This is a genomic window from Pseudomonas sp. NPDC087697 (genome assembly GCF_044743155.1).
In the GTDB taxonomy this organism is placed as follows: domain Bacteria; phylum Pseudomonadota; class Gammaproteobacteria; order Pseudomonadales; family Pseudomonadaceae; genus Aquipseudomonas.
On sequence record NZ_JBIUVW010000022.1, the window covers coordinates 72664 to 86441 of the forward strand.

Annotated in this window: 10 protein-coding genes; 4 read left to right on the forward strand and 6 right to left on the reverse strand. The window is 60.0% G+C overall.

The genetic code is table 11. The annotated features are described in order from the left end of the window. Positions 1-27: 27 nt before the first annotated feature. From prpD to ACIPIN_RS16690, 6 genes are all read right to left on the reverse strand, one after another. Positions 28-1512, reverse strand: a complete 1485-nt coding sequence (gene prpD, locus ACIPIN_RS16665; RefSeq protein WP_401120275.1) for a 2-methylcitrate dehydratase — start codon at positions 1510-1512, stop codon at positions 28-30. A 202-nt stretch (positions 1513-1714) separates the two neighbouring features. After that, positions 1715-2905: a 2-methylaconitate cis-trans isomerase PrpF gene (gene prpF / locus ACIPIN_RS16670; RefSeq protein WP_401120276.1), complete on the reverse strand. Its 1191-nt coding sequence runs from the start codon at positions 2903-2905 to the stop codon at positions 1715-1717. Between the two features lie 53 nt (positions 2906-2958). Then, on the reverse strand, positions 2959-5553 hold the full coding sequence (gene acnD / locus ACIPIN_RS16675) for a Fe/S-dependent 2-methylisocitrate dehydratase AcnD (RefSeq protein WP_401120278.1): 2595 nt from the start codon (positions 5551-5553) through the stop codon (positions 2959-2961). 202 nt (positions 5554-5755) lie between these two features. Beyond that, positions 5756-6883: a 2-methylcitrate synthase gene (gene prpC / locus ACIPIN_RS16680; RefSeq protein WP_401120279.1), complete on the reverse strand. Its 1128-nt coding sequence runs from the start codon at positions 6881-6883 to the stop codon at positions 5756-5758. Positions 6884-7105: 222 nt separating this feature from the next. Continuing rightward, the gene (prpB, locus tag ACIPIN_RS16685) at positions 7106-7996 is read right to left on the reverse strand and encodes a methylisocitrate lyase (RefSeq protein WP_401120281.1); all 891 of its coding nucleotides are present in this window, start codon (positions 7994-7996) and stop codon (positions 7106-7108) included. Further along, positions 7993-8712: a GntR family transcriptional regulator gene (locus ACIPIN_RS16690; protein WP_401120291.1), complete on the reverse strand. Its 720-nt coding sequence runs from the start codon at positions 8710-8712 to the stop codon at positions 7993-7995. The genes prpB and ACIPIN_RS16690 overlap by 4 nt, the downstream gene beginning before the upstream one ends. A 273-nt stretch (positions 8713-8985) precedes the next feature. Between ACIPIN_RS16690 and ACIPIN_RS16695 the strand changes: the two genes are divergently transcribed. The 4 genes from ACIPIN_RS16695 (at position 8986) to pabB (ending at position 13612) form a co-directional block, all read left to right on the forward strand. Further along, positions 8986-9519, forward strand: a complete 534-nt coding sequence (locus ACIPIN_RS16695) for an ATP-dependent zinc protease (RefSeq protein WP_401120283.1) — start codon at positions 8986-8988, stop codon at positions 9517-9519. Positions 9520-9524: 5 nt separating this feature from the next. Continuing rightward, the gene (locus ACIPIN_RS16700; RefSeq protein WP_401120285.1) at positions 9525-11057 is read left to right on the forward strand and encodes an inactive transglutaminase family protein; all 1533 of its coding nucleotides are present in this window, start codon (positions 9525-9527) and stop codon (positions 11055-11057) included. Continuing rightward, positions 11057-12043 (forward strand): alpha-L-glutamate ligase-like protein, encoded by a 987-nt coding sequence (locus ACIPIN_RS16705; RefSeq protein WP_401120287.1) that lies wholly within the window; start codon positions 11057-11059, stop codon positions 12041-12043. Before ACIPIN_RS16700 ends, ACIPIN_RS16705 begins: the two co-directional genes overlap by 1 nt. A 225-nt stretch (positions 12044-12268) precedes the next feature. Beyond that, the gene (pabB, locus tag ACIPIN_RS16710) at positions 12269-13612 is read left to right on the forward strand and encodes an aminodeoxychorismate synthase component I (RefSeq protein WP_401120288.1); all 1344 of its coding nucleotides are present in this window, start codon (positions 12269-12271) and stop codon (positions 13610-13612) included. Positions 13613-13778: the final 166 nt, after the last annotated feature.

The following is a 13778-nucleotide window of genomic DNA, read 5'->3' on the forward strand; positions in this document are numbered from 1 at the left end:
TCGGCAGCTCCTACGCGGGGTCCGACTTCAGATCACGAAGAGGTCCATGAAGCGGTTAACTGGCGTGGCTTCAAGCTGAGCCTGATCCTTGCACAGGGTAAAGATTTGCGCCGAGCGTTGCGCAGTGAATCGGGTGGCCAGGTTGGCCTTGAATTTGTCTTCCAGCAACGGGATACCTTCGGCACGACGACGGCGATGGCCAATCGGGTATTCGACCACCACCTGCTCAGTGCTCGAACCGTCCTTGAAGAACACTTGCAGGGCATTGGCGATAGAGCGCTTGTCGGCCTCCAGATACTCGCGGGTGTAGCGCGGGTCTTCGACGATGACCATCTTCTCGCGCAGCACATCGATGATCGGGTGCGCCGCGTGGAACTCGTCTTCGTACTGTTCAGCCACCAGATTGCCGAAGGCCAGCGGTACCGCCGTCATGTACTGGATGCAGTGGTCGCGGTCCGCGGCGTTGGCCAGTTGGCCGATCTTGGAAATGATGCGAATCGCCGACTCGTGGGTGGTGATGACGATCTTGTCGATTTCATTCAGGCGATTCCTCACCTGCGGGTGCAGGGTCACCGCCGCTTCGCAGGCCGTTTGCGCGTGGAACTCGGCCGGGAAGCTGATCTTGAACAGCACGTTTTCCATTACGTAGGTGCCGTACTTCTGCGAGAGGCTGAACTCGCATTTGTCTTTGGGCTTGAGCGCCAGGTCCTTGTTGGTATGGCTGAACAGCACGTCGTAGAAGCCCCATTGCGCTGCGGTCAACACGCCCGGAATGCCCATTTCGCCACGCATGGCGATGTCTGCCAGCCGCACTCCACGACTGGATGCATCGCCCGCCGCCCAGGACTTGCGCGAACCGGCGTTTGGCGCGTGACGGTAGGTGCGCAATGCCTGACCATCGACAAACGCGTGGGACAACGCCGCCAACAGCTGCTCGCGATTGGCCCCCATCAATTTTGCGGTGACCGCCGTCGAGGCGACTTTGACCAGCAACACATGATCCAGGCCGACCCGGTTGAAGGAGTTTTCCAGGGCAATCACGCCCTGAATCTCGTGAGCCATGATCATCGCGTCCAGCACCGCTCGCACGGTCAGCGGTGCGTCGCCATTGGCCACACGTTTCTGCGACAGGTGATCGGCAACCGCAAGGATCCCGCCTAGGTTATCGGACGGATGGCCCCACTCGGCGGCCAGCCAGGTGTCGTTGTAGTCGAGCCAACGGACGATGCAGCCAATGTCCCACGCAGCCTTGACCGGATCGAGGCGAAAATGGGTGCCGGGAACCCGGGCGCCAAAGGGTACGATTGTGCCTTCAACGATGGGGCCCAGGTGCTTGGTGCATTCGGGAAAACGCAGGGCCAGCAGGCCGCAGCCCAAGGTGTCCATCAAGCAATTGCGGGCCGTGTCCAACGCCTCTTTGGACTCGATCTTGAAATTGAGGACGTAATCGGCAATGTCCTGCAGGACCTTGTCGTAGTCGGGGCGGTTATTCAGGTCGACGTTGGCGCTCATGTTCGATTCACTCTGGCAGTGGTTCGTTGATGGGACCTCGGTTCTGGATCAATCTCAGTCGGTTACTGCTTTCTTATTGTAGGAACGGGATTAAATGTGGGAGCGGGCTTGCTCGCGAAGGCTGACTGACATCCAACATTGATGTTGACTGGCCCACCGCTTTCGCGAGCAAGCCCGCTCCCACATTAGCTTTGTATCGGGATCAAAAAGAGTCACCCGGCACACGCACCCAGCCTTCCATCAACACCCGCGCACTGCGGCTCATGATGGCTTTGGTCACGGTCCATTCGCCGTCGACCTGATGGGCTTCAGCGCCGACGCGCAAGGTGCCCGACGGATGTCCAAAGCGCACGGCGCTGCGTGGATTGCCACCTGCGGCGAGGTTGACCAGCGTGCCGTCAATCGCCGCCGCAGTGCCGATGGCCACAGCCGCGGTGCCCATCATCGCGTGGTGCAGCTTGCCCATGGACAGCGCCCGGACCAGCAGGTCGATGTCGCTGGCTGCTACCGGTTTGCCGCTTGAAGAAACGTAACTGGCAGGCCGTGCGACGAACGCCACCTTAGGGGTGTGTTGACGTTTGGCCGCGTCGTCGAGGTTCGAAATCAACCCCATGCGCAGCGCGCCGTGCGCGCGAATGGTCTCGAACATCGCCAGCGCTTTCGGGTCGCCATTGATGTCGCCCTGCAACTCGGTGCCGGTGTAGCCGATGGCTTCGGCGTTAACGAAAATCGTCGGGATACCGGCGTTGATCATGGTCACCTTGAGGGTGCCAACACCTGGCACTTCCAGGTCATCGACCAGGTTGCCGGTGGGGAACATCGAGCCACCTGCACCCTCTTCCTCGGCCGCAGGGTTCATGAATTCGAGCTGCACTTCAGCGGCCGGAAAGGTCACGCCGTCGAGTTCGAAATCACCGGTTTCCTGCACCGCGCCGTCGGTGATCGGCACGTGGGCGATGATGGTCTTGCCGATGTTGGCCTGCCAGATGCGCACCACCGCCACGCCGTTGTGCGAGATGCGACTGGCGTCTACCAGGCCGCTGCTGATGGCGAACGAACCGACCGCCGCCGAGAGGTTGCCGCAGTTGCCGCTCCAGTCGACAAAAGGCTTGTCGATGGAGACCTGACCAAACAGGTAATCGACATCGTGATCGTCCTTGATGCTCTTGGACACGATCACCGTTTTGCTGGTGCTGGAAGTCGCTGCGCCCATGCCGTCGATTTGCTTTTCATACGGGTCAGGGCTGCCGATTACCCGCAACAACAGCGCATCGCGGGACGGGCCCGGAACCTGTGCCGATTCAGGCAAATCCTGCAGGCTGAAGAACACGCCTTTGCTGGTGCCGCCACGCATGTAGGTGGCAGGGATCTTGATTTGAGGTACGTGAGCCATAGTGTTCCTTCTGTGCCGGAGCAGGACTCGAAGCCCTGCCCCGGCAAGTCGCGTTAAACGGCAACAGCCGATTCAAGGAAGTCCTGGGCGAAACGCTGCAACACGCCGCCGGCTTCGTAGATCGAGACTTCTTCAGCCGTGTCGAGACGGCAAGTGACTGGCACCAACACCTGTTCACCGTTGTGGCGAGTGATGACCAACGTCAGAGTGGCGCGCGGAGTGCGCTCGCCGATCACGTCGAAGGTTTCAGTGCCGTCGATCCCCAGGGTCTTGCGGTCGGTGCCCGGTTTGAACTCCAGCGGCAACACGCCCATGCCTACCAGGTTGGTACGGTGGATGCGCTCGAAACCTTCGGCAGCAATGGCTTCGACACCGGCCAGACGCACGCCCTTGGCTGCCCAGTCGCGGGACGAACCCTGACCGTAGTCTTGACCTGCGATGATGATCAGCGGCTGCTTGCGCTCCATGTAGGTTTCGATGGCTTCCCACATGCGCATGACCTGGCCTTCCGGCTCGACCCGCGCCAGCGAACCCTGCTTGACCTTGCCGTTTTCCTTGACCATTTCGTTGAACAGTTTCGGGTTGGCGAAGGTCGCGCGTTGCGCGGTCAAGTGGTCGCCGCGATGCGTCGCGTAAGAGTTGAAGTCCTCTTCCGGCAGGCCCATTTTCGCCAGATACTCACCCGCCGCGCTGTCGAGCATGATGGCGTTGGACGGCGACAGGTGATCGGTGGTGATGTTGTCCGGCAGCACCGCCAGCGGGCGCATGCCCTTGAGCGGACGCGCCCCGGCCAGTGCGCCTTCCCAGTACGGCGGACGGCGGATGTAGGTGCTCATCTCGCGCCAGTCGTACAGCGGCTCGACTTTCGGGCCAGTGTCTTCGTGGATGGCGAACATCGGAATGTAGACCTGACGGAACTGCTCCGGCTTGACCGACGCCTTGACCACTGCGTCGATTTCTTCGTCGCTCGGCCAGATGTCTTTGAGGCGGATTTCCTTGCCATCGGCGGTCAGGCCCAACACATCTTTTTCGATGTCGAAACGGATGGTCCCGGCAATGGCGTAAGCCACCACCAGCGGCGGCGACGCGAGGAACGCCTGCTTGGCGTACGGGTGAATACGTCCGTCGAAGTTGCGGTTACCCGACAACACAGCCGTGGCGTATAGATCGCGGTCGATGATTTCTTGCTGGATCACTGGGTCCAGTGCGCCGGACATGCCATTGCAGGTGGTGCAAGCGAATGCCACCACACCGAAACCCAGTTGCTCCAGTTCGGTGGTCAGGCCGGCTTCATCCAGGTACAGCGCTACAGTCTTGGAACCTGGAGCCAGGGACGACTTGACCCACGGCTTGCGGGTCAACCCGAGCTTGTTGGCATTGCGTGCCAGCAGACCGGCGGCGATGACGTTGCGCGGGTTGCTGGTGTTGGTGCAACTGGTGATGGCGGCGATGATCACCGCGCCGTCCGGCATCTGACCGGGCACGTCGTCCCACTGGCCAGAGATGCCTTGGGCCGCGAGGTCAGAAGTGGCAACACGGGCGTGGGGATTGCTCGGCCCAGCCATGTTGCGCACTACCGAAGACAGATCGAAGCTCAACCCACGCTCGTACTGCGCGCCCTTCAGGCTGTCGGCCCAGAGACCGGTCTGCCGAGCGTAGTTCTCCACCAACTGCACCTGCTCGTCTTCGCGGCCGGTGAGCTTCAGGTAGTCAATGGTCTGCTGGTCGATATAGAACATCGCCGCGGTGGCGCCGTATTCCGGAGCCATGTTGGAAATGGTCGCGCGGTCACCGAGGGTCAGCTTTGATGCCCCTTCACCGAAGAACTCCAGCCATGCGCCGACCACTTTTTGCTGACGCAGAAACTCGGTCAGCGCCAGCACCATGTCGGTGGCAGTGATGCCCGGTTGCAGCTTGCCAGTCAGTTCGACGCCAACGCTTTCTGGCAGGCGCATCCAGGACGCACGGCCGAGCATCACGCTTTCAGCTTCCAGACCGCCGACACCGATGGCGATCACGCCCAATGCATCGACGTGCGGGGTGTGACTGTCGGTGCCGACGCAGGTATCCGGGAAGGCCACGCCGTCACGCACCTGGATCACCGGAGACATTTTCTCCAGGTTGATCTGGTGCATGATCCCGTTGCCCGGAGGGATCACGTCGACGTTCTTGAAGGCCTTTTTGGTCCAGTTGATGAAGTGGAAACGGTCTTCGTTGCGACGGTCTTCGATGGCGCGGTTCTTTTCGAATGCCTCCGGATCGAAGCCGCCGCGTTCGACGGCCAAGGAGTGGTCGACGATCAATTGCGTCGGTACCACCGGGTTCACCTGCGCAGGATCGCCGCCTTGCAGGGCGATAGCGTCACGCAGGCCGGCGAGGTCCACCAGCGCGGTCTGGCCAAGAATGTCGTGGCACACCACTCGGGCCGGGAACCACGGGAAGTCGAGGTCGCGCTTGCGCTCGATAAACTGCTTCAGGGATTCGGTGAGCGTGGCCGGGTCACAGCGGCGCACCAGGTTTTCCGCCAGTACGCGGGAGGTGTACGGCAGTGTGTCGTAGGCGCCAGGCTGGATAGCCTCGACTGCCGCACGGACGTCGAAGTAATCCAGATGGCTGCCGGGCAGCGGTTTGCGGAATTCTGTGTTCATCGTCAGGACTCGGTCGCGGTAGTTACAAAAGGTGGGGCCTGACGCCGGAACTGAAACCTGACCTTTGTAGGAGCTGAGCTTGCTCGCGATGACGGACTGACATTCAACATTGATGTCAACAGTTACACCGCTATCGCGAGCAAGCTCGGCTCCTACAGGGTTCTTCGTTTCATTCAGTAACCGGCACTCAGGCCTCCACCATTCAGCGTTGTTCGATTGGCACGAACTTGCGCTGTTCGACGCCGACGTACTCGGCGCTCGGGCGGATGATGCGATTGTTGGCACGCTGTTCGAACACATGCGCCGCCCAGCCAGTCAGTCGCGAGCACACGAAAATCGGCGTGAACAGCTTGGTCGGAATGCCCATGAAGTGGTACGCCGAGGCATGGTAGAAATCGGCGTTGGGGAACAGTTTCTTCTGTTCCCACATGGTCTTGTCGATGGCTTCGGAAACCGCGAACAACACCTTGTCGCCGACTTCGTCAGCGAGCTTTTTCGACCAGCCCTTGATCACTTCATTACGCGGATCGTTGTCTTTATAGATCGCGTGACCGAAGCCCATGATCTTGTCTTTGCGTTCGAGCATTCCGAGGGTGCCTTTGATCGCCTCTTCCGGCGACGCGAAGCGTTCGATCATTTCCATCGCCGCTTCGTTGGCGCCGCCATGCAGCGGGCCACGCAGGGAACCGATGGCCGCGGTGACGCAGGAGAACAGGTCGGACAAGGTCGAAGCGCAGACCCGGGCAGTGAAGGTCGATGCGTTGAACTCGTGCTCCGCATAAAGGATCAGCGAAACGTTCATCACCTTGACGTGCAACTCGCTCGGTTTCTTGTCGTGCAGCAGGTGCAGAAAGTGCCCGCCGATGGACTCTTCATCAGTCACGCAGTTGATGCGCTTGCCGTCGTGGCTGAAGCGATACCAGTAGCACATGATCGCCGGGAACGCGGCCAGCAGGCGGTCGGTTTTGTCGTGTTGCTCGGAGAAGTTCTGCTCCGGTTCAAGATTGCCGAGGAACGAGCAACCGGTGCGCATCACGTCCATCGGGTGGGCGTCCGCCGGGATGCGTTCAAGCACTTCCTTCAGCGCTTGCGGCAGGTCACGCAGCTTGCTCAATTTGCTGATGTAAGCGGCCAGTTGCGCCTTGTTCGGCAGTTCGCCGTACAGCAGCATGTAGGCCACTTCTTCGAAATGCGCTTCGGCAGCCAGTTCGCGCACGTCATAGCCGCGATAGGTCAGGCCTGCGCCCTCTTGGCCCACGGTGGACAGTGCGGTTTGCCCGGCCACCTGGCCACGCAGCCCGGCGCCACTCAATACTTTTGCTTCGGCCATTGCTGTCTCCAATCTTGAATTTGTTAGGGAATCGGCAAGTTCTAACGGGTCATCTTGCTTTCGTAGCAGCTGCCGAGTCTGCGAGGCTGCGTTCGAGGCCGAAGGACTCGCCAATCAGGCGACGCTATTTTCCAGATAAACCGCGTCGTCGGTTTTTACGACCGCTTCGCGGCCGAACGCAGCCTCGCAGGCTCGGCAGCTGCTACGGGAATGCGTCCATCTTTATTTTTTCGCAGCAAACAACGCATCGAGCTTCTGCTCGAAGGTGTGGTAATCGATGCGATCGTAAAGCTCCATGCGGGTTTGCATGGTGTCGATGACATTCTGTTGCGTGCCGTCGCGGCGGATCGCGGTGTAGACGTTTTCCGCTGCCTTGTTCATGGCGCGGAAGGCCGACAATGGATACAGCACCAGCGACACATCGGCAGCTTTCAGTTGCTCGGTGGTGTACAGCGGCGTCGAGCCGAATTCGGTGATGTTGGCCAGGATCGGCGCTTTGACGCGGCTGGCGAACAGCTTGTACATCTCAAGCTCGGTGATGGCTTCCGGGAACACCATGTCGGCGCCGGCTTCGATGCACGCCGCGGCGCGATCCAGTGCCGACTCCAGACCTTCCACCGCCAGGGCGTCGGTGCGGGCCATGATCACGAAGCTGTCATCGGTGCGCGCATCGACAGCGGCTTTGATCCGGTCGACCATTTCCTGCTGGGAAACGATCTCTTTGTTCGGACGGTGACCGCAGCGCTTGGCACCGACCTGGTCTTCGATGTGAATCGCCGCCGCGCCGAACTTGATCATCGACTTCACGGTGCGCGCGACGTTGAACGCCGAGGAACCGAAACCGGTGTCCACGTCCACCAACAGCGGCAGGTCGCAGACGTCGGTGATCCGGCGTACGTCGGTCAGGACGTCATCGAGACCGGTAATCCCTAAGTCCGGCACACCGAGAGAACCGGCAGCGACCCCGCCACCGGACAGATAAATAGCCTTGAAACCGGCGCGCTTGGCCAGCAGCGCATGGTTGGCGTTGATCGTGCCGACCACTTGCAAAGGATGCTCGCTGGCAACCGCATCGCGGAAACGCTGGCCTGGTGTGCTCTTGTTGGAACTCATGACTCACCTCGTGGAGTGGCTGTCTGATGGGCGCCGTCCTGATAGTGACGGGCGATATTGCGTTTTGAAGCGCCGATGTGACGGCGCATCAACAACTCGGCCAGTTCACCGTCTCGGTCGGCGATGGCATCGAGAATCCGGTGGTGCTCGGCGAACGCCTGGCGCGGCCGATTGGGCGTGGCGGAAAACTGGATGCGGTACATGCGCACCAGTTGATACAGCTCGCCGCAGAGCATTTGCGTCAGCGTGCGGTTGCCACTGCCCTGAATGATCCGGTAATGGAAGTCGAAATCGCCTTCCTGCTGGTAATAGCCGACACCGGCCTGAAACGCCGCATCACGCTCGTGGGTTTCCAGCACGCGGCGCAGTTCGTCGATTTCTTCGGTGGTCATGCGCTCGGCGGCCAGGCGACAGGCCATGCCTTCCAGGGACTCGCGAATTTCGTAGAGCTCAAGCAGTTCGGCGTGACTCAGTGATACGACCCTGGCCCCCACATGCGGGACGCGAACCAACAGGCGCTGACCTTCCAGACGGTGGATCGCCTCACGCAATGGCCCGCGGCTGATGCCGTAGGTGCGCGCCAGCTCAGGCTCGGAGATCTTGCTGCCCGGGGCGATTTCGCCCTTGACGATGGCCGCCTGAATGCGCCGGAAGACGTTTTCGGAAAGGGTTTCCGAATCGTCTGACGCTATCACCGGGGGATCGAGTTGATCCAGCATATTGTCGACACCTTATAAGCCAATGCGGCAAAAACTAGCTAATAGCGCGCAATCAGTCAAAGGAAATATGTCTATTGTCGACAATCGTCTAATAAACGCCTTTGGTAAAACCTAAGTAAAGGACAACCTCGCGGCTGGCGCCATAAAACCACCGTGCTAGAATGCCGCCCGCATTTGTCTGTCATCTTTTTATGGCAGGCATGAGAAGGAGCTTGTGCAGCAATGCCAGTCGCCTTGAACTGAAGAACGGACGGCACCGCGCCAGGATCTATGAGACTCAAGCCCTTCACCCTGTTCTGCCTACTCTGCCTGCCAGGTCTCGCTATTGCGGGCGAAAAGACTGTGTACGGTCTCAACGAGTACGCGCAGCTGGCAGGGATCGACCTGGAAGTCGCGGCCAAACTCGACACCGGGGCCAAAACCGCCTCCCTCAGTGCCCGCGACATCAAACGCTTCAAACGCAATGGCGAATCCTGGGTGCGCTTCTATCTGGCTATCGATACCGCCCACTCGCACCCGATCGAGCGTCCATTGGCACGGGTCAGCAAAATCAAACGCCGCGCTGGCGACATCGATCCCGATGAAGGCAAGAAGTACACCGCACGCCCGGTGATCGAGCTGGATATCTGCATGGGCACGGCGCTACGCAGCATAGAAGTGAACCTGACCGACCGAAGTGCATTCCAGTACCCGCTTTTGATCGGTTCCGAAGCCTTGAAACGCTTTGATGCGCTGGTCGACCCCAGTCTTAAATACGCTGCTGGCAAACCCGCCTGCGCCACCGACGCTCATACCGCAGAGTAATGCCCATGCGCTCTCTTACCCTCCACCTGAAAATCCTGATCGCCATATTGATGGCGCTGGGCATTTCAGTTACGGCCTATCAGATTTTCGTGCTGGGCATTCCGGTAACCGAAGACGCCACCGACGACTTGTGGAACATCGACGCCAAGGTCGAGTTCGTCGCCAGTGCCAAGGATCCGGTCAAGATCCAGATGTTCGTGCCACCCTTGAGCCGTGATTACGTCAGCCTCAACGAAAGCTTTATCTCCAATAACTACGGTGTTGCGGTGAACCGTGTCGATGGCAACCGCAAAGTCACCTGGTCGGCACGTCGAGCCAAGGGCAACCAGACGCTTTACTACCGCCTGGTGCTGACCAAGCGCTACACCGGTGAAAAATCCAAAGTCAAAGGCCCGACCTTCCGCGACAGCATCGCCGTCGAAGGCCCGGAGAAAATCGCCGCCGATGCCCTGCTCGCGCCGATTCGCCAGCACTCGGCAGACGTCGAGACCTTCATCGGCGAAGCGATCAAACGCGTCAACAACTCCAATGACGACAACGCAAAACTGCTGCTGGCCGGTGATCCGTCACCGGCGCACAAAGCGAAAATCGTCGAGCTGTTGCTGTCCATTGCCCACGTGCCGATGGAAAAGGTCCACACCATCCGCCTGGTGGCCGATCAGCCGCAAATACCGGAGCTCTGGCTGCGTAGTTTCAATGGCACTGACTGGTTGTACTTCAACCCGGAAACCGGCGAGCAAGGCCTACCCACCGATCGCCTGCTGTGGTGGACCGGCGATGACAACCTGATCACCGTCGAGGGCGGCAAGAAAGCCAACGTCACCTTCAGCCTGAACAACAGCGAAATGAACGCCATTCGCCTGGCCAAGCTGACCGACGAAAACACCAACGCCAGCTTCCTTGATTACTCGCTGTACGGCTTGCCGCTGCAAACCCAGCAAACCTTCATGATCATGGTGATGATCCCGATCGGTGTGCTGGTGATCCTGATCCTGCGCAACCTGATCGGCTTGCAGACCCTCGGCACCTTTACCCCGGTGCTGGTTGCTCTGGCCTTCCGCGAGACCGGGTTGGGCTTCGGTATCGCGCTGTTTACAGTAATCACGGCGCTGGGGCTGTCGCTGCGCTCCTACCTTGAGCACCTGAAGCTGCAAATGCTGCCGAGGCTGTCGGTGGTGCTGACCTTTGTCGTGGTGCTGATTGCCGCCATCAGCCTGTTCAGCCACAAGCTTGGCCTGGAGCGCGGGCTGTCGGTGGCGTTGTTCCCGATGGTGATTCTGACCATGACCATCGAACGCCTGTCGATCACCTGGGAAGAACGCGGTGCAGGACATGCGTTGAAAGTCGCGATGGGTACGCTGTTCGCCGCCTCTCTGGGACACCTGATCATGAGTATTCCGGAACTGATTTATTTTGTGTTCACCTTCCCGGCAATCCTGTTGATCCTGGTGGGCTTCATGCTGGCCATGGGGCGCTATCGCGGCTACCGCCTGACCGAGCTCATACGCTTCAAGGCCTTCGTCAAGGCTGAGTCGTAATGTTCGGTCTCTGGAAGGCCTGGAAGGCCCTGGAAGCCCGGGGCATCATGGGCATCAATCGGCGCAACGCGGACTACGTACTCAAGTACAACAAGCGCAGCCTGTACCCGATTGTCGATGACAAGATCATCACCAAGGAACGCGCGATCAAGGCCGGCATTCACGTGCCGGAGATGTACGGTGTGATCTCCACCGAGAAGGAAATCGAAAAACTCGGCGAGATCATCGGCAACCACACCGACTTCGTGATCAAACCGGCGCAGGGTGCCGGCGGTGACGGCATTCTGGTGATCGCCGACCGCTTCGAAGGCCAGTACCGCACGGTTTCCGGAAAGATCATCAGCCATGAGGAAATCGAACATCAGATTTCCAGCATTCTGACCGGACTGTATTCCCTGGGCGGTCACCGCGACCGTGCGCTGATCGAGTACCGGGTGATTCCCGACCAGATCTTCAAAAGCATCAGTTATGAAGGCGTGCCGGACATCCGCATCATCGTGCTGATGGGCTACCCGGTGATGGCCATGCTGCGTTTGCCCACCCGGCAATCCAACGGCAAGGCCAACCTGCACCAGGGCGCCATCGGCGTCGGCGTCGACCTGGCCACCGGCCTGACACTGCGCGGCACCTGGCTGAACAAATTCATCGCCAGGCACCCGGACACCGCCAACCCGGTGGATGACGTGCAACTGCCCTACTGGGATGGTTTCATGAAACTCGCCGCCAGTTGTTATGAGCTGTGTGGACTGGGTTACATCGGTGTAGACATGGTGCTGGACCAGGAAAAAGGCCCGCTGATTCTCGAGCTCAACGCGCGGCCAGGGCTGAATATTCAGATTGCCAATGACTGTGGGTTGACCTCGCGTACTCATGCCGTCGAGGCTCGACTGGAAGAGCTGAAGGCCAGAGGGATTACCGAAACGCCGCAAGAACGGGTGGAGTTTGTTCAGCACATGTTTGGGCACATTCCTCCGATTGAGGGTTGATTCGAGACCGAGGCGAGCCCATCGCGAGCAGGCTCGCTCCCATATTGGATTTGTGTCGCACCAAAGATCTAATGTGGGAGCGAGCTTGCTCGCGATGGCGGCCTGACAGTCACCAAAACCTTCAGCCCTGCCTCCAACCTGCCAATCCCCGACATCCCCTCTAGGAGCAACTCCCGCAGAGGACTACAATCGCCACCCCGCCTCGATGGCTGATCTGCCCCGCTCATGTTGACCTGCTCCGTATACCCGCTTCCCTATCGCGCCAACCCCGCCGAGTATTTCGCGGCGATTCATCATGCCCCGGGCAGTGTGCTGCTCGACAGCGGCCGGCCGAGTGCCGAGCGCGGACGTTATGACGTGCTCAGCGCCTGGCCGCTCGCAACACTGGCGGTTTCACCTGACGAAAGTGGCAGCGCTTTCCTGCAACGTCTGCGCGACACGCTGGCCCAGCTCGGCGACGCAGCGATCCCTGCCCCCTACGAGTTACCGTTCGCGGGCGGCTTGATCGGCTACCTCAGTTACGATTTTGGCCGTCACCTGGAGGCCCTGCCCTCCTGGGCTCACGATGACCTGCAACTGCCCGACGCACGCTTCGGTCTGTACGACTGGGCGCTGATCAGCGATCACCTGATCGGCAGCAGCCAGTTGGTGTTCCATCCAAACCTGATCGAAACCGAGCGCCAGCGTCTGATCGAACTGTTCAGCCAGCCCACGACTGCGGCTGCGGCACCGTTCACCCTGAGCGGCGCCATGAGCCCCGACCTCAGCGCCAGCGACTATCAGCGGGCGTTCGGGCGTATTCAGCAGTACATCCAGGCTGGCGACTGCTATCAGGTCAACTTCGCACAACGTTTTCGCGCTCAATGCCAGGGCGATCCGTGGACCGCGTATTGCGCGCTGCGGGAAGCCTGCCCAACACCGTTCTCCGGCTTCCAGAGCTTGCCCGACGGCGGCGCAGTGCTGAGCTTGTCACCGGAGCGTTTCGTCAAAGTCAGCGACGGTCATGTGGAAACCCGCCCGATCAAAGGCACCCGCCCGCGTGGGCAGAACGCCGTCGAAGACGCAGCCAACGCCGCCGAACTGTTGGCCAGCCCCAAGGATCGCGCGGAAAACCTGATGATCGTCGATCTGTTGCGCAACGATCTGGGCCGCACCTGCCGCATTGGCTCGGTGCGCGTGCCAGAGTTGTTCAGCCTGGAAAGCTATCCGAACGTGCATCACCTGGTGAGCAGCGTCACCGGCGAATTGGCTGACAACAAAGACGCCCTGGACCTGATCGCCGGCAGCTTCCCCGGCGGCTCGATCACTGGCGCGCCGAAAATCCGCGCCATGCAGATCATCGACGAGCTGGAGCCGACCCGTCGTGGTTTGTACTGCGGCTCGTTGCTGTACCTGGATGTACGCGGGGAAATGGACAGCTCGATCGCCATCCGCAGCTTATTGGTCAAGGATGGTCAGGTCTGCTGCTGGGGCGGTGGCGGGATCGTCGCCGATTCGGACTGGCAGGCCGAGTATCAGGAATCCATCACCAAGGTGAAGGTGTTGCTCGAAACGCTGCAAAACCTTTAACCCATCTAGCGGCCAACATCGCCCGTGTAGGAGCTGCCGCAGGCTGCGATCTTTTGACTTTTAAAAAACCGGATCAAAAGATCGCAGCCTGCGGCAGCTCCTTGTATCTCGACTATCGCTCCGTCAGGAGCGATAGTTCTCGACTGATCATCGAGGGAGGGACCTG